Source organism: Eikenella sp. NML03-A-027, assembly GCF_001648395.1.
GTDB lineage: Bacteria > Pseudomonadota > Gammaproteobacteria > Burkholderiales > Neisseriaceae > Eikenella > Eikenella exigua.
Window position 1 is genome coordinate 1 of sequence record NZ_LXSM01000005.1, and the last position, 16,931, is coordinate 16,931.

Annotated in this window: 16 protein-coding genes; 3 read left to right on the forward strand and 13 right to left on the reverse strand. The window is 55.0% G+C overall.

Going from position 1 to position 16,931, the window contains the following annotated elements; translation table 11 throughout:
• Nucleotides 1-193 precede the first annotated feature (193 nt).
• Nucleotides 194-967, reverse strand: a complete 774-nt coding sequence (locus tag A7P96_RS02000; RefSeq protein ID WP_082887888.1) for a KilA-N domain-containing protein — start codon at nt 965-967, stop codon at nt 194-196.
• A gap of 384 nt (nt 968-1,351) precedes the next feature.
• On the opposite strand from A7P96_RS02000, the gene A7P96_RS02005 reads away from it, so the two are divergent.
• Complete coding sequence (locus tag A7P96_RS02005) at nt 1,352-1,693, forward strand: hypothetical protein (RefSeq protein WP_067524369.1); 342 nt, start codon at nt 1,352-1,354, stop codon at nt 1,691-1,693.
• Nucleotides 1,677-1,847 (forward strand): hypothetical protein, encoded by a 171-nt coding sequence (locus tag A7P96_RS10930; RefSeq protein WP_167508176.1) that lies wholly within the window; start codon nt 1,677-1,679, stop codon nt 1,845-1,847. The genes A7P96_RS02005 and A7P96_RS10930 overlap by 17 nt, the downstream gene beginning before the upstream one ends.
• Before the next feature lie 320 nt (nt 1,848-2,167).
• Here the strand turns inward: A7P96_RS10930 and pyrE are convergent, their stop codons facing one another.
• The 12 genes from pyrE to pssA form a co-directional block, all read right to left on the reverse strand.
• Nucleotides 2,168-2,812: an orotate phosphoribosyltransferase gene (pyrE, locus tag A7P96_RS02010; protein ID WP_067524371.1), complete on the reverse strand. Its 645-nt coding sequence runs from the start codon at nt 2,810-2,812 to the stop codon at nt 2,168-2,170.
• Between the two features lie 135 nt (nt 2,813-2,947).
• Nucleotides 2,948-4,861, reverse strand: a complete 1,914-nt coding sequence (locus tag A7P96_RS02015; protein WP_067524372.1) for an acyltransferase family protein — start codon at nt 4,859-4,861, stop codon at nt 2,948-2,950.
• Between the two features lie 126 nt (nt 4,862-4,987).
• The gene (gene typA, locus A7P96_RS02020) at nt 4,988-6,799 is read right to left on the reverse strand and encodes a translational GTPase TypA (protein ID WP_067524560.1); all 1,812 of its coding nucleotides are present in this window, start codon (nt 6,797-6,799) and stop codon (nt 4,988-4,990) included.
• A 99-nt stretch (nt 6,800-6,898) separates the two neighbouring features.
• Entirely contained in the window at nt 6,899-7,318 is a 420-nt protein-coding gene (locus tag A7P96_RS02025; RefSeq protein ID WP_067524374.1) for a hypothetical protein, read from the reverse strand.
• Nucleotides 7,319-7,411: 93 nt separating this feature from the next.
• On the reverse strand, nt 7,412-7,807 hold the full coding sequence (locus A7P96_RS02030) for a hypothetical protein (RefSeq protein ID WP_067440095.1): 396 nt from the start codon (nt 7,805-7,807) through the stop codon (nt 7,412-7,414).
• 299 nt (nt 7,808-8,106) lie between these two features.
• The gene (gene ispG, locus A7P96_RS02035) at nt 8,107-9,384 is read right to left on the reverse strand and encodes a flavodoxin-dependent (E)-4-hydroxy-3-methylbut-2-enyl-diphosphate synthase (protein ID WP_067524376.1); all 1,278 of its coding nucleotides are present in this window, start codon (nt 9,382-9,384) and stop codon (nt 8,107-8,109) included.
• Nucleotides 9,385-9,396: 12 nt separating this feature from the next.
• The gene (locus A7P96_RS02040; RefSeq protein WP_067448737.1) at nt 9,397-10,287 is read right to left on the reverse strand and encodes a RodZ domain-containing protein; all 891 of its coding nucleotides are present in this window, start codon (nt 10,285-10,287) and stop codon (nt 9,397-9,399) included.
• Complete coding sequence (pilW, locus tag A7P96_RS02045) at nt 10,284-11,057, reverse strand: type IV pilus biogenesis/stability protein PilW (RefSeq protein ID WP_082880724.1); 774 nt, start codon at nt 11,055-11,057, stop codon at nt 10,284-10,286. The genes A7P96_RS02040 and pilW overlap by 4 nt, the downstream gene beginning before the upstream one ends.
• A 5-nt stretch (nt 11,058-11,062) precedes the next feature.
• Nucleotides 11,063-12,154, reverse strand: coding sequence for a 23S rRNA (adenine(2503)-C(2))-methyltransferase RlmN (rlmN, locus tag A7P96_RS02050; protein WP_067524378.1), 1,092 nt, complete (start codon nt 12,152-12,154; stop codon nt 11,063-11,065).
• Between the two features lie 125 nt (nt 12,155-12,279).
• On the reverse strand, nt 12,280-12,705 hold the full coding sequence (gene ndk, locus A7P96_RS02055) for a nucleoside-diphosphate kinase (RefSeq protein ID WP_067440086.1): 426 nt from the start codon (nt 12,703-12,705) through the stop codon (nt 12,280-12,282).
• Nucleotides 12,706-12,949: 244 nt separating this feature from the next.
• Complete coding sequence (locus A7P96_RS02060) at nt 12,950-13,762, reverse strand: sulfite exporter TauE/SafE family protein (RefSeq protein ID WP_067524380.1); 813 nt, start codon at nt 13,760-13,762, stop codon at nt 12,950-12,952.
• A gap of 143 nt (nt 13,763-13,905) precedes the next feature.
• The gene (gene pssA, locus A7P96_RS02065) at nt 13,906-14,694 is read right to left on the reverse strand and encodes a CDP-diacylglycerol--serine O-phosphatidyltransferase (RefSeq protein WP_067524382.1); all 789 of its coding nucleotides are present in this window, start codon (nt 14,692-14,694) and stop codon (nt 13,906-13,908) included.
• A 240-nt stretch (nt 14,695-14,934) separates the two neighbouring features.
• Here pssA and lpdA point away from each other — a divergent pair, with 240 nt between their 5' ends.
• Nucleotides 14,935-16,737 carry a dihydrolipoyl dehydrogenase gene (gene lpdA / locus A7P96_RS02070; protein ID WP_067524384.1) on the forward strand — a complete coding sequence of 601 codons (1,803 nt, stop codon included), beginning with the start codon at nt 14,935-14,937 and terminating at the stop codon, nt 16,735-16,737.
• Nucleotides 16,738-16,931 lie beyond the last annotated feature (194 nt).

The window sequence follows — 16,931 nt, forward strand, 5'->3', positions numbered from 1 at the left end:
GTTGGCGGGGTCTCTAATCATCAATCTCGGAGCGGCGGCATGGAGACTGACGACTACGCGAATCATAAACGATTTGCCCTCAGAAATCCAGGGGTAAGGCAAAGGGCACCGGTTGCCCGATGCCCTGTTGTCACTGTCTCAACCTAGCGGGAAACAGATTCCTACCGATATTGCTATCGGAAACAATAGTATCTTACACCTGATGCGCCAGACACGGAATCATGCCGTCTTCATACGGAGAGGTGATGTAGCTGACGAGATGGCGGTAGATTTTGCCGCCCTTCACCGTAACGGCGTAGTAGGCGTTGCGGTTCAGGTTGAACGGGATATTGGCCTGATTGGCAAACAGCTTCGGCACGGTTTCCAGATTCACGGTATCGGCTTCGCTGTACTGTACGCCCTTCTCCACCGCCACGCGGCTCATCAGGCTCAACACTTCGAGGAACTGCTCGGGCGGTACGTCTTTGTAGCCGACTTTGAATTTGGATTTGATGCTGCTCCACAAGGTAATTGCCAGCTTGGCCTGATGCTCTCTCGGCACGGCTCCCACCAGCATGCGGTGTAGGGCTTTGACTTGTTCCTGCTGCTCGTAAGTCAGGCCGGACGGTAGGGCTTTGCGGGTTTGGGGGCTACCTGAAAGAATCTGCTCAATCTGTTCATCGCACCATACGGCAAATTTAGGGTCGAGCCAGCGGGCGAAGTGAACGGCCAGTTTCGGGTGTAGCCATGTACCTTGTTCGATCCCACCACGTTTCACGATAACTATTTGATTTTCTTTCGTTAGGATTTTTCTCCTAACGCTTAAATTTTCAGCAAGTACGGAGATATATTGTTGAGTTTGCTCACTTTTCAAATAATCTTTAGGGAGTTTTCCAAAGTGAGATGCGATCATGGTCGCATTGAGATACCCGTCATCACGGAAAGAAACTGGGATGTTGTTGAATTGGAAAGATTGAATTGCGTTCATGATGAACCTCGTAATTTAGTTGATAGAACCCACAGAATGAGGTGGGCGGGACTCAACTACCGTTACGAGACGGCTGCCGCTATTCCCCCGAAGGGTATTGTATTTACGGCTATCATCCCGCCATTGAAGGCTACCTGAAAATATCAGGCAGAAAAAAGCCGCACTGTCGGGGCGATTGAACCGCTCGTAATTTAGTAGTGCGCTCATCATAAACAAAACCCCCTGCAAATGCAAGGGGCTACCTGAAACTATCCGGCCACATGGGCGATCATGTTTATTTTTTATGAATTTTTAAAGGTATTTGCAGTATAGGTTGATGCCGTGTACATATCAAGTAAATGTGACTAAAAATAGTGACATATTAAACATATCATTGGTAATTATATGACTTATTTATACAAATACTGGAAACCACTTGCCCTTGCCGCGCTGTTGGCGGCGGTGGTAGGCGGGGAATATTGGTATGGCAGGCAACGCTACCAAGCGGGCTATGCTGCGGCCACGGCAGCCATCAATGCCAAACTGGCCGAGCAGAAGCAGAAGCATCAAAAAACCGCCCATACGGCAAGCGTGGAATATCAACAAGAGAAGTCCAAAGCGGACGAGAAAGTGAGGGTAAGGCGTGAAGTGGTACAGCAAATTATCGAGCGGCCTGTGTTTACTGGCGATTGCGTTGATGCTTCCGGGGTGCAAGTCCTCAACGCCGCCATTGCCGAGCGCCATTGAGCCGCCGGCCGATTTGGCTATGCCCTGCCCAAGGCTGCCCGAATTGTCGGGAACAACGGGCAAGGTGATGCTGCCGTGGGCGCTGGAAGTGGTGCATCTGTATAACGACTGTGCGGCACGACATGATGGGTTGATAAAGGCATGGCCGAGGTAGAAAATCTGTTCCGCAAAAAATTTCCAGCCTTTGATTATATTGAATAAAAATCCGCTTCAAACGCAACGATTGCGGAACGGAAATATAGCTGGAAGTATTATAGATGCTTGATTTGTTATATTCTACCGAAGAATGCGGCTGCGGGCGGCTGGAACGTTGAAGGCTACCTGAAAATTTTAGCTTCGCAGAAGCTCGGCCTTGTCTTTGCCAAGACATCGCTTTCAGGTAGCCTCAAATCCGTTCATATGGCTGCAAAAAAAAGGGTGCAATATATAAGGCTACCTGAAACCCACTTTCCCAATTTCAGGTAGCCTTTATTCTTAATCCGCCACTCCGTAGCGGTCGCGGTAGGCCTGCACCGGCGCGAGGTATTGCCGGAACTGTGCATCGTCTTGCAAGAGTGCGAGCAAATCGGCCAGACTGGCAATCGGCACCACCGGCAGCCCGTATTGTTGGCGCACCTCTTGCACCGCCGATTGGCTGCCCGTGCCTTTTTCCATGCGGTCGAGCGCAATTGCCACCCCGGCCGGCGTGGCACCCGCCTGTTCAATCAGGCGCACCGATTCGCGCACCGAAGTGCCGGCGGAAATCACATCATCGATAATCAACACCCGCCCGGCCAGCGGCGCACCCACCAGCGTGCCGCCTTCGCCGTGGTCTTTGGCTTCCTTGCGGTTGTAGGCAAAAGGCACATTGCGCCCCGCTTCGGCCAGCATCATCGCCGTGGCTGAAGCCAGCACGATGCCTTTATAAGCCGGGCCGAACAGCATATCGAACTCCACCCCGCTCTCGAGAATCGAACGCGCATAAAACCGCGCCAGCGCAAGGGTAGAGGCGCCATCGTTAAACAGCCCGGCGTTGAAAAAATAGGGCGACAGCCTCCCGGCCTTGGTAACAAACTCACCAAAGCGCAATACATCCTGCTCCAGCGCAAAGCGCAGGAAATCCTGCCGAAAATCGCTCATGATGCCTTCCCTGAAATCAAGCATTGGAAACGGCGGCATTATAGCCGATTCTGCGGCACTCTTCGGCTGATATGAAAAGACTACCTGAAACCGATGGGCAGATTTCAGGTAGCCTTTTGGTAGAGCAGAATCGTGCTATTGATGGTTTACCGGTTGTTGATCAGCTGGTTTATCAGGCAGCGGCTGCAATAAGCGGCGGCCGGAAGCGATAAAGCGTTTGCCCATTTGTTCCGAGCCGTATGGGTTGAAATGCTCACTATCAACATAGATGGGCAGGCCATCAACGGTAAAGTCTGAAGGGACCAAATCAGTAAAATCTATCCAGTGTACTTGGGGATATTTGCGGACAATCTCGTAAATGGTTTGGTTGGCTGCTTCCGAGTCTTGACGGATAAATTGCTGCCGTTCCGTCAGTTGCTGAAATAGGCCAATGGATTGGAGGTATCTCCTACGAAGGATGTTTACTCCAGCGTTAGGATTATCTTTCAATACATAAACAATTTTGTTCTGATCAAGCAAAAATTGTAGGGTTTTTTCAAAATCTTGAGGGAAGTTATTCTCTCCCAGTCGCTGTTGCCAACGGTTAGACAAAATCACTATTGGATATTTATCTAAATCTTGCTCTACTTGGCGGTACATAGCTAAACAAGTTTCACTCCGTTTAGGCTGATCAGCTAAATCTTTGTATACCGTAGATGTATTATGAAGAAAACCACAGCTCCCCACAGATATGACGTAGGCCGACCAGCCTTCGTGTTTACCCACTAAATCATAGAAAGTATTGAAATGCCCAGTATGTGAATCGCCTACTGCTAATACAGTTACAGGCTTGCTACGATCACCTTTAACGCAATCATTCTTTTCCCCGTCATTACAGATACCAGTATGCCAGCCCAACTCTTGCTTTTCCGGAGTGTGACGAAGCTGCTTATCGTAAGCTGAACGCCCTGCATTCACCCCAATCCCCAGCGCGAAATAAACCGCCATCACGCTGGCAAACGCCTTGCCAGACAGTTTTTTGCTGTGTCGAATCGGGTTCTCAATCAATCGGTACGATACCCACGAAGCCAATACCACGCCGGTCATTGACACCAATACCACATCCAACGGCAATACGCTGTCCATATATGCATAACGCAGCAGCGCCAGCACCGGCCAGTGCCACAGATACAGCGGATAGGAAATCAGGCCGATGGCCACCATCGGCTTCCAAGCGAGCAGCTGGTTGAAACGACTGCCGTTGCCGGCGGCAATCAGCCAGGCAGCAGCGCTGCATACGGCCAAGCGCTCAATATAGCCTTTGCCAGGCAGGAAGCCGTCGGGCAAACACAAACAAACCAGCATAACAATAGCGGCCAACCACGCAGTTGGGTTTAGGCTTTTGCTCGAGGTTTTACAGCGAGCCGGTACCACGGCAGCCAGCGAACCGATTAGTAATTCGTATGCGCGCACTTGCGGCAGGTAATAGGCATCTGCCTCATAAGGCACCAAGCCGGAGAGCAGGCTGGCGGCAATCATGGCGATAACAGCGTGCACGGTGTATTTGGGCAGATATTTGTGCACCAGCCACATCAAGAGAGGGAAAACAAAATAGAACTGCTCTTCCAAGGAAAGCGACCAGATGTGCAGCAGCGGTTTTTCGGCGGAAGCAATATCAAAATAGCCTCCGCTTTTGGCAAAAAACAGGTTGGCACCGAAAAACAGCGAGGAGCGCAGCGAACGCAGATAGTTAAAAAAATCGTCCGGCATCAGCAGCCATGCGCCCACGGCCGTGCAGGCGGCGAGCACAAACAAGAAGGCGGGCAAAATGCGTTTGGCACGGCGCTGGTAGAAATTGAGCAGCGAAAAGCGTTGCCCGGTTAGCTCCTTGTGGATGATGGAGGTAATCAAATAGCCGGAGATAACGAAGAATATATCCACGCCGAGAAAGCCGCCGGGGAGCAGCTTGGCATGAATATGAAACAGGATAACGGCAATCACGGCCACAGCGCGTAGACCGTCGATATCGGCTCGGTAGGAAAGGCTGCTGTTGGAGGCGGGGAGGCTCATGTTGGTGGATATGGCTGAAAGGTTGGATTGGAATAAAGGCTACCTGAAAGATGGCGGAGATGTTCAGCTTCGTTTTCAGGTAGCCTGTTACTGGATTTTAAGCGGCCTGAGGCTTTTCAGGTAGCCTTAGTCCAATTTTTTAAAGTGGCGGCGGCGCTCCAGTTCGCTCAGGTAGCGTTTGCGCAGGCGGATGGATTTGGGGGTGATTTCCACCAGTTCATCGTCGTCGATAAATTCCACTGCGCTTTCCAGCGTGAGCTTAATCGGCGTGGTGAGGCGCACGGCTTCGTCGGTGCCGCTGGCGCGCACGTTGGTGAGCTTTTTGCCCTTGAGCGGATTCACCACCAAATCGTTGTCGCGGCTGTGGATGCCGATAATCATGCCTTCGTAGATTTTGTCGTTGGGCGACACGAACATGCGGCCGCGTTCTTCCAAGTTCCACAGGGCATAAGCCACGGCTTCGCCTTGCTCTTGGGAAACCAGCACGCCGTTGTGGCGGCCGGGCATATCAGGCTTCACGGGGGCATAGTCGTCGAATACATGGCTCATCAGGCCGACGCCGCGCGTGAGGGTCATGAATTCGCCTTGGAAGCCGATGAGGCCGCGGGCGGGGATGTGGTATTCGAGGCGGGTGCGGCCGTGGCCGTCGCTTTCCATATTGGTGAGCTCGCCACGGCGGCGGCCGAGTTCTTCCATGACGGCGCCTTGGTTTTCATCGGGTACGTCCACAGTGAGGTTTTCATACGGCTCGCATTTTTGGCCGTTGATGTCGCGGTACACGACGCGCGGTTTGCCCACGGCCAGTTCGTAGCCTTCGCGGCGCATGTTTTCCAGCAGGATGGTGAGGTGCAGTTCGCCACGGCCGGACACGCGGAACACATCGGCATCGGCAGTGTCTTCCACACGCAGGGCGACGTTGGTGAGCAGTTCGCGTTGCAGGCGGTCGCGGATTTGGCGGCTGGTAACGAATTTGCCTTCGGTGCCGGCCAGCGGGCTGGTGTTCACCATGAAGTCCATGGTAAGGGTGGGCTCGTCCACGCTCAGCATTGGCACGCCGATGGGGTTGTCTTTGTCGCAAATGGTTACGCCGATGCCAATTTCGTCGATGCCGGAAATCAGCACGATGTCGCCGGCTTCGGCTTCCTGCAGCGGCACGCGTTCCAGCCCGCTGAAACCGAGCAGCTGGTTGATGCGGCCTTGGGCGATTTGTTTGTCGTGGTTCATCACGGCCACGGTTTGGCCGGGGCGGATTTTGCCGTTGAGGATGCGGCCGATGCCGAGGCGGCCGGTGTAGTTGTCGTAGTCGAGCTGGGAGATTTGCAGCTGCAGCGGCGCATCGGCGCTACCTGAAGGCGCGGGGGTGTATTTGAGGATGGTGTCGAACAGCGGGCGCATATCGCTGCTCTCGTCTTCTTCGTTCAGCTTGGCGAAGCCGGAGAGGCCGGAGGCATAGACGATGGGGAAATCGAGCTGCTCTTCGCTGGCGCCAAGGTTGTCGAACAAATCAAAGGTTTGATCGATCACCCAGCTGGCGCGGGCGGTGGGCTTATCGATTTTGTTGATCACCACAATGGGTTTCAAGCCCAGTGCGAGGGCTTTTTTGGTGACGAAGCGGGTTTGCGGCATCGGGCCTTCTTGCGCGTCCACCAACAGCAGTACGCAATCCACCATACCGAGCACGCGTTCGACTTCGCCGCCGAAGTCGGCGTGTCCTGGGGTGTCGACGATGTTGATGTGGTAGCCTTCGTATTCGATGGCGGTGTTTTTGGCCAGGATGGTGATGCCGCGTTCTTTTTCGAGGTCGTTGCTGTCCATCACGCGTTCATCCACGTGTTGGTTGGCGCGGAAGGTGCCGGATTGGCGCAGAAGTTGGTCTACGAGTGTGGTTTTGCCATGATCGACGTGAGCGATGATGGCGATGTTGCGGATGTTTTTCATGGGGTTGTCTGCTGCCTTGTAATCGGATCGGAAATAGAAAAAACCGTGCATTATAGCACGGCGGGGCAAGGGATTTCAGGCCGCCTTTGGGTTGGCCGTTTATTGTTTGGCGGCAAGCACATTCATGCAGGAGCGGTATTCTTCTGCGCCGATGCGTTCGGCGATGCGGTTTTTGGTATCGGCATCGAGCGAAGTTTTTGAATCGGCAGGTACACCACGGGCGCGTTGGGCTTTGCTGACGACCATACTGATGGTACCGTACACCAGCCTGCGGGATTCGTCACTTTGGGCGGCGGGCGCATACTTCTGGCGCAGGCGGGCTTCAGTGTCGGCAGGCTTTTCGCCTTCCAGCCGTGCCAGGGCGGCATCGTGGGAGACGGCTGCCGTGAGTTTGCAGTAGCTTTCCACGTTGGTTACTGATTGCAGCTGCGCTTCGCCCGCAGCTTGGGCGGGCGGTTTGGCGCAGGCAGCTGCGGTGAGCAGGGCGGTGAGGCAGAGGGCAGTTTTCCATGTTTGCATGGTATTTTCCTTGATTTCTATGGTTTATGGGATTGCCCTTCTCAGGCTGCCTTTTCGGTTTTCAGGTAGCCTGATTAGGATTTGAATTGCGGGTTAGTCGATAAACTGCCGCAACATGCTCACTGCCAAATGGCTGAACTGGCGGTATTTATCGGTTTTTTCGATTTTGTCTTTATCGAGCCCGATTTCGATAATAACGCCGGCTTTGTTGCCGTAGAGCACGGTGTTTTCAATTTCGTAGGCGCTGTGGGTTTTGCCTTTGCTATCGGGCGTGGGCACGATGAAGGCCTGCAGCATTTCGCCGCTGGCCAGATTTTGCAGGATCAGGCTTTTCTTCACGTTTTCGGCCACATCACCACTAACATATTGGAAGGGGTTGGTGGCCACATCGGTTACGCCGCGATAGGAGTAGATGTAAACTTTGTGTTCGAGTTTGGGGTTGTTGAGCAGATAGAGTTTGAGCAGAAGCTGACGAAGGTCGGCGGCCATGATGTTTCCCTTTGTGTGCCCGCTATAGCTGCGGTTGGTGGGCATTATAGCCAATCTGCGGAGCAAGCTCTACATGGGCAAGTGATAGCCGAAACATATTTTATAGTGAATTAAAATAAGAACGCTACTGCGTGGCTCGCCTTGTCCTATTCTCATTTTTATCCACTATACATATGGCGGATTAGCTGAATTTTCGCTACGGCGTTTCAGGCGGCTTGCAACGATGCAGCTGAGGTTGCTTGAAAATAAAAAACCTTTGCCAATCAAGGCAAAAGTTTCGTTTTCGTACGCCAATCCGGCTAAGCTTGGCGGATAGGGATGATTTTGGCGGCTTGGCTGAGGCGTTTTTTGCCGCCTTCGCCGTAGTTTTCGGCCACGTAGGTTTCCACAATCTGCAAAAACTCGGCAGCCATCTTGTCGCCCTTAAGCGTTACTTTGCGCTCGCCATCCACATACACGGGGGCAACCGGGGTTTCGCCGGTGCCGGGCAGACTGATGCCGATATCGGCCAGTTTACTTTCGCCCGGGCCGTTGACCACGCAGCCCATCACAGCCACGTTCAGGCTTTCCACGCCGGGATATTTGTGTTTCCACACGGGCATCTGCATCCGCAGGTGCAGCTGGATATCGCGCGCCAGCTCTTGGAATACGGCGCTGGTGGTACGGCCACAGCCTGGGCAGGCGGTAACCATTGGTGTGAAGGAACGCAGCCCCATGGTTTGCAGAATTTCCTGCGCCACAATCACTTCCTGCGTTCGCGAACTGCCGGGCTCGGGGGTGAGCGAGATGCGGATGGTGTCACCGACGCCTTCTTGCAGCAATACAGACAACGCGGCGGTAGAAGCCACGATGCCTTTGCTGCCTATGCCGGCTTCGGTAAGCCCCAGATGCAGCGGATAGGCGCAGCGGCTGCCCAAATCGCGATACACCTGAATCAGATCCTGCACGGCACTGACTTTGCACGACAGGATGATTTTGTTTTCAGGTAGCCCCAAATCCACGGCTTTTTGTGCGGATTCCAGCGCAGAAAGCACCAGTACTTCTTTCATCACGGCTTCGGGCGGCTGCGGCTCGGAGCGGCTGCGGTTGGCATCCATCAGGCGTTTGGCTAGGCTTTGGTCGAGGCTGCCCCAGTTCACGCCGATGCGTACAGCTTTGCCGTTTTCGGCAGCAGTGCGGATGAGGAAGGCGAATTTCTCATCGCCTTTCGTGCCTTTGCCCACGTTGCCAGGATTGATGCGGTATTTGGCCAAGGCCTTGCCGCATTCGGGAAATTCGGCCAAGAGGCGTTCGCCATTGAAGTGGAAATCACCGATGAGCGGGGTGGGGCAGCCCATGTCGTCGAGCCGGCTGCGGATTTCGGCCACTTTGGCAGCGGCCTGCGGGTTGTTTACCGTAATCCGCACCATTTCCGAGCCGGCTTCGCTGAGTTCTTTTACCTGTAAGGCGGTGGCTTCGGCGTCGGCGGTGTCGGTGTTGGTCATTGACTGCACCACCACCGGCGAGCCGGAACCGACGGTGATGTGTTCAATTTCTACCTGATGCGTGCGCCGGCGGGAAGGAAGGGTTGTGTTCATAAACAGGTATGGTTATTGGGCGGCATCATCTTGGCCGCCGGCAGTGAAGGCGGCGGTTTTTTGGTCGACCATGTGCTCGGCCACATTGATGTCGCGACCGCTGTAGCTGGCTAAGCTGTTTTTGGCAAAGCCGATGCGTACGCGGTAGGGACCGTTACCGGAGAAGCGGTGTTCGCTGCCGGCAGGCACGATTTTGCTTACCAGCATTTGGCCGTCTTTATCGGTTACGGTGAGGAAAGAGCGGAAGCGCAGTTTGAGCACCAATTCGCCCTGAGCCGATTGGATGCCTGCAGCAGCGGCCGGTGCAGAAGCAGGGTTTTCTACCGGCTGCGGCTGGCTACCTGAAACCGCCGGCAGGGAGGCAGCAGGCGTGGAGGCTTCTTGCAGCGGCAACACCTGCACATTGCTGCTGTCTAAGTTGGGCGGCAGGATTTGGTTTTCCGGAATGCTGGTTTGGGCATTCTGTTTTTGGTGTTCGGTATTGGACTTCATCTGCCACAACACTACCACGCCCACAATCGCGGCAGTGGCGGCCACGCCGAAAATCCAGCGCGGAAATGGCTTTTTAATCAGAGCGTTGTGGTAGGTCATCTTCACGTTGCCGTCTTCTTTGGCAGCAGGGCTTTGGAATTGGCTGGGGGTAATTATCTGCTCCAGATAGTTGTTTAATACGGTTTCATCCAAATTCAGGTAGCGTCCGTAGCTGCGCAGAAAGCCGCGCACAAACACGGGCTCAGGCAATTTGCTGAAATCGGCGTTTTCCAACGCCTCCACCTGGCGGGCGGGCAGTTTCAGGTGTTCCGACACATCGCCAAGCGACAGCTGTTGCTGTTCGCGGTTGTGGCGCAACAATTTGCCCAGTTCTTCAGCAGCGGCCAGCTGGGGGGTTGAGATCTCGGTCATTGGGGTCTTCCTGTGGTAATTTCTTGAAGTTCTGGCGAATACGGATAGTTGGTGCGCAGCTGCGCTTCGTATTCGTAGGCAGCCTGGGTTTGGCCGCGGGCGCGGGCAATCTTCCAGCCCAGCAGCAGATCGTCGGCACCTAGCCGGTCTACCTTACTTTGATATTGGCGGAACTGGCGGTCGGCCTCGCCCAAATTGCCTTCGAGCATGCGCACGCGTGCCATTTCTTTTTGCGCGGGGGCGAAACTCGGGTCGGCGGCTTGGGAGCGTTCCAGATAGGCCATGGCCAGGTTGTATTGCCCCAGGCGGGCGCTACAGATGCCTTTGTTCATGTAGGCTACCTGCGGGCTGGGATAAGTAGGGTCGGCCAGGGCGCGGTCGAAATAAGCCAAGGCCTGGTTTGCACGGCTGCCGGAGTTGCACAAAAACCAACCGTAGTTGTTGTTGATTTCCGCACTGTCGGGCTTGATAGACAGGGCGCGTTGGAAACTTTCTTCCGCTTTCTCCGGCACTTTCAGATATTGATAAATTTCAGCACGCACCAGCCAGGCGTTTTCGTTGCGTGGCTGAGCCTGTAGGGCTTCTTCAATCGCAGACACGGCGGCACGGTAGTCGCGCGAATTCATATATTCGATGGCAAGCTGGGTTTTGATGGCGGCAATTTCCTCTGGCCGGTTGCGCACTTCTTTGTTGCCGGTGTGGATAGTGATGCCGCCGCAGCCGGCGAGCAAAGCGAATGCCGTCAGGGAGGCAACTAAATTTTTTCTCATGATAATCAACCTTTCGCAACTTGTAATTGCAGCCATTTTTGTTGGCGGCGAGTTTTGTCTTGCACCTGTCCGGCCAGTTGGCCGCAGGCCGCATCGATGTCGTCGCCACGCGTTTTGCGCACGGTAACCACTAAACCGGCCTGATACAGGATGTCACGGAATACGCGGATATTTTCATCGCTGGAGCGGTTGTAGCCGGAATTGGGGAAGGGGTTAAACGGAATTAGATTGAATTTGCAGGGAACGTCTTTAACCAATTCCAACAGCTCGCGGGCGTGTTCGGGTTTGTCGTTTACGCCGTCGAGCATAACATATTCGAAGGTAACGAAGTCGCGCGGGGCTTTAACCAGATAGCGCTGGCAGGCAACCATCAACTCTTTGAGCGGATATTTTTTGTTTAGCGGCACGATTTCGTTGCGGATGGCGTCGTTTGGGGCGTGCAGAGATACAGCCAGCGCCACCGGCATGTCTTCTTTGAGCCTGTCCATCTGCGGCACCATGCCGGAGGTGGACACGGTAACGCGGCGGCGGCTGAGGGCGTAGCCGTGGTCATCCAGCATAATGGAGAGCGCGGTCACCACATTATCGTAGTTGGCCAGCGGCTCACCCATGCCCATCATCACCACATTGGAAATCACTCGTTCGTCTTTGGGGGTGGCACCCAATGCTTTGTTTGCCCACCATAATTGGCCGATGATTTCGGCAGTAGAGAGGTTGCGGTTGAAGCCTTGGCGGCCGGTGGAGCAGAAAGTGCATTCCAGTGCACAGCCTACCTGCGAAGAAACGCACAGCGTGCCACGGTCGGTTTCGGGGATGAACACGGTTTCCACGCCGTTGCCGGTGCCCACATCCAACAGCCATTTACGCGTGCCGTCGCGGCTTTCCTGCGCGGCCAGCAGCGCGGGCACGCCCACTTGTGCACTCTCGTTGAGCTTGGCGCGCAGCGATTTGGCCAGGTCGGTCATTTCATCGAAATCGCCGGCTGCGCCTTGGTGCATCCAGCGCATCACTTGGCGGGCGCGGAAGGGTTTTTCCCCCATTTGGGCGAAATGGGCGGTGAGGCCAGCGATGTCGTAGTTGAGCAGGTTGGTTTTCATATGAGCGCCGCAAATCGGCTGGTTGTGTTCTTGGGTTTTATGATTTATATATAAGGCTTAAAGGCTACCTGAAAACTGCGTTTCAACACGTTTGAAACTTTCAGGTAGCCTGCAGCTTGGCTGGTTTAACGCGGGCAGATTTCCTGCTCGCTGAAAAAATAGGCCACTTCGATGGCGGCATTGGCCAAGCTGTCGGAACCGTGCACGGCGTTTGCATCGATAGAGGAAGCGAAATCGGCACGGATGGTGCCGGGGGCGGCTTCTTTCGGATTGGTAGCGCCCATCAACTCGCGGTTTTTGGCCACTGCGTTTTCACCCTCCAATACCTGTACCACCACCGGGCCACTAGTCATGAATTTCACCAAATCGGCAAAAAACGGGCGCTCTTTGTGTATGGCATAGAAGCCCTCGGCTTCCTCGCGGGTGAGGTGCTTCATTTTGGCGGCTACGATTTTCAGGCCATTGCTTTCAAAGCGGCTGTAGATTTTGCCAATGACGTTTTTGGCCACGGCATCGGGTTTGATAATGGAAAGGGTGCGTTCAGTGGCCATTTGGTTCTCCAATCTAATTCGCTATCAATATATCGGCCGCATTGGATTTTTCATCCTACCCAAAGGCGTGCGGCTGACGGACGGCATTTTAGCAAGTTTTCCGCGCGATTGCTTGTTTGGATACGGATTTTTGCATTTGTCGGCTTTGGTCTCGCATGCGCGGCTTGAAGGCTACCTGAAAGCGTAAGCTTCAGCGAAGTTAAAAACATACCGGCAGATTCTGTAGGGGTGAAAACATTTGGCCCTACGCCCCATGCAACAACTTCCACAGCATCTGGCTACCAATCACTACCATCAGCGCCCCAAATACCCGCTTCAAGCCGGCAGGCGGCAGGCGGTGTGCCGCTCTCACGCCCAAGGGTGCAAACAGCACCGTGCACACCCCCAACACCACGATGCACGGCACATACCAAAAACCCACTGCACCCGCAGGCAGCCCCGGTACATTCCAGCCAGAAAGCAGATAGCCTAGCGCCCCCGCTACCGCAATCGGCCAAGCCAGCACGCTGGAAGTGGCCACTGCCTGATGCACCGGCATGCGGCAATACATCATAAACGGCACCGACAACGACCCGCCGCCGATACCAACCCAGCTGGAAAGCAGCCCAAACAACCCGCCAATCCCCGCCTGCATCCGACTGCTTGGCAGCTTGGCCGCCGGTTTCGGATTGAGCTGAAATAGATTTTTTGCCGCCATCGAATAGCAAAACACGATGAACAACACCTGCAGGCCGAAGGTGGGAATCCAGTTCGACACCAGCGAGCCCAGCAGGCTGCCCGCCGCCAGCCCGGGCGCCATACGCCGCACAAATTCCCAGCGCACCGCCCCCTGTTTCTGCTGCGCCAGTGCGCTGGAAAAGGTAGTGAACACAATCACTGCCATCGACGTACCCACCGCCAAATGCTGGCCGTGCTCGCCCGTAACGCCCTGCCTGCCCAGCACCCACAGCACAATCGGCACGATAATCATCCCTCCACCAATGCCCAGCAACCCGGCCAAAAACCCCGCCGCCGCGCCCACTGCCGCCAGCGGCAGCAACACTTCCATGCTCCACATTGTCTTGTCTCCACTATAAAAACCGCTGCCGGAAAGCAAATCGGCAGCGGCGTTTCATATTTGAATTTTCAGGGGGCCTTTAGCCATCCAGACCAATCTGGTTTGGCACTGGCCTATCCCTAAATTCAGGCTGTTGCCACTTTTCAGGTAGCCTCTGGTTCTTTTTCCGCTTCCTGTTGCTTTTTCTGCTTGCGGCTGCGCTGCCAAAACCACATCACATAGCCCGATAGGCTGTAGGCCAAAAACAGCAGAAACAGCACCAACGAAGGCTCCCAAGTAATCACCAAAAAGCCGATCACTGCCAAGAGCAGCCCGAAAAACGGCACCTTGCGCCGTACATTGATTTCCTTAAAGCTCCAAAACCGCACCTGCGCCACCATCGAAAGCCCGGCAAATAGCGTGATGATCAAGCACCACCAGCGCGCCAGCGGCAGGCTGCCCAGGCTGTGATCCATCCACACCAGCCCGATTACCAAAGCAGCCGCCGTCGGGCTCGGGATGCCGATAAACCAGCGTTTGTCCACCTTGCCGATTAAAGTATTGAACAAGGCCAGGCGCAAAGCCGCGCAGGCGCAATAGACGAAGGCCACCGAATAGCCGATGCGCCCGAACTCGAAAAGCTGCCACTTATAGGCAATCAGCGCGGGCGCCACGCCGAAGCTCACCATATCGGCTAGGCTGTCGAGCTGTTCGCCGAACGCGCTCTGGCTGTTGGTCCAGCGCGCCACGCGGCCATCCATGCCGTCGAGCAGCATCGACACAAACACCGCCACCGCCGCTGTGTCGTAGTGGCCGTGCATGGATTGGGTGATGGCGAAAAACGCGCAAAATAAGGCCGCCAGTGTAAACGAATTGGGCAGTAGGTAGATGCTGTTTTGGCGGAAGGCTTCGCGGCGGCTGGCGGGCTGTTCGGGGGAGCGTGGCTGGGTCATTTGAGGCTACCTGAAAACTTGATAATTAGGAACCTATTATATACCTATCCCGACATCGCTGCGCCTGCAGCAGAAAAACCTGCACCGATAAAGCTGCGGGGAAGACAGCGAAGTGCGTTATAATTCACTCTGTTGAACAATTAATCGGACAATACCGAAAACTTGGCAACATTGCGGGTTTCCATTTTTCTAGGTAGCCCTTTGTGAATTAATCCAACACTCAAAATGAGGCGCAACACAATGAGCTTGATCGAATTGAAAGTACCCGACATCGGCGGGCACGAAAATGTAGACATCATCGCCGTAGAAATCAAAGCAGGCGACACCATCGCTATAGACGACACCTTGATTACGCTGGAAACCGACAAAGCCACCATGGACGTGCCGGCCGAAGCCGCAGGCGTGGTGAAAGAAGTGAAAGTGAAAGTGGGCGACAAAATTTCCGAAGGCGGCGTGATTGCTGTGATCGAAGCCGCTGGTGCGGCTGCCGCCGCCGAAGCACCGAAAGCTTCCGCCGCTCCGGCGCCGGAAGCCCCCAAAGCCGCTGCGCCCGCACCGCAAGCAGCACAGTTTGCCGGTTCTGCCGATGCCGAATACGACGTGGTGGTATTGGGCGGCGGCCCCGGCGGCTATTCAGCTGCATTTGCCGCAGCCGACGAAGGCCTGAAAACCGCCATCATCGAGCAATACAGCACCTTGGGCGGCGTGTGCCTGAACGTGGGCTGTATCCCGTCTAAAGCGCTGCTGCACAATGCTGCCGTGATTGACGAAGTGAAACACTTGGTGAAAAACGGCATCAAATTCGGCGAACCCGAAATCAATGTAGACGAACTGCGCGGCTACAAAGAAAAAGTGATCGCCAAACTCACCGGCGGCTTGGCAGGCATGGCCAAAGCCCGCAAAGTAGACGTTATTCAAGGTAACGGCCAATTTGTGGGTGCGAACCACATTGAAGTGTTGCTCACCGAATCCACCCAATACGAACAAGCCACCACAACCGGCGCGAAAAAAACCGTTGCCTTCAAAAACTGTATCATCGCCGTGGGCAGCCGCGTAGTGAAACTGCCCTTCATCCCCGAAGATCCGCGTATTGTGGACAGCACCGGCGCGCTGGAACTGCGCCAAAACGGCGGCAAACTGCCGGAAAAAATGCTGGTCATCGGCGGCGGCATCATCGGCCTGGAAATGGGCACCGTGTACAGCACGCTGGGCGCACGCTTGGACGTGGTGGAAATGATGGACGGCCTGATGCAGGGCGCCGACCGCGACTTGGTGAAAGTGTGGGAGAAAATGAACGCCCACCGCTTCGACAACATCATGACCAACACCAAAACCGTGGCCGTGGAAGCCAAGCCCGACGGCATCTACGTGACCTTTGAAGGCGAAAAAGCGCCGAAAGAGCCGCAACGCTACGACTTGGTACTGGTGGCTGCCGGCCGCGCGCCGAACGGCAAACTTTGCTCCGCCGAAAAAGCCGGCGTGGCCGTTACCGAGCGCGGCTTCATCGAAGTGGACAAACAAATGCGCACCAATGTGCCGCACATCTACGCCATCGGCGACGTGATTGGCCAGCCCATGTTGGCGCACAAAGCCGTACACGAAGGCCACGTGGCAGCCGAAAACTGCGCCGGCCACAAAGCCTACTTCGACGCGCGCGTGATTCCTGGCGTGGCCTACACCGACCCCGAAGTGGCTTGGGTGGGCGTTACCGAAGAAATCGCCAAACGCGACGGCATCAAAATCACCAAAGCCGTATTCCCGTGGGCTGCCAGCGGCCGCGCCATCGCCAATGGCCGTGACGAAGGCTTCACCAAGCTGATTTTCGATGCCGAAAGCGGTCTGATTATCGGCGGCAGCATCGTCGGCACCCACGCTGGCGACATGATCGGTGAAATCTGCTTGGCCATCGAAATGGGCTGCGATGCAACCGACATCGGCAAAACCATCCACCCGCACCCCACCTTGGGTGAAAGCATCGGCATGGCGGCAGAAGTGGCCAACGGCACTTGCACCGACTTGCCGCCGCAGCGCAAGAAGAAATAAGCGTTTGACAGCTTAAATGCTGAATAGAAAAGGCTACCTGAAAGCACCGTTTCAACGGAGAGGGTTTATTGCTTGGCAGAACCCAAGCTACACAGAAACTTCGCCTTAGCTATGCCAAGACATGGTTTTCAGGTGGCCTTCCCCGCATCCTATCCTTTCTCTCTACAAACAGCCCGATGTTTGACCTAACACAG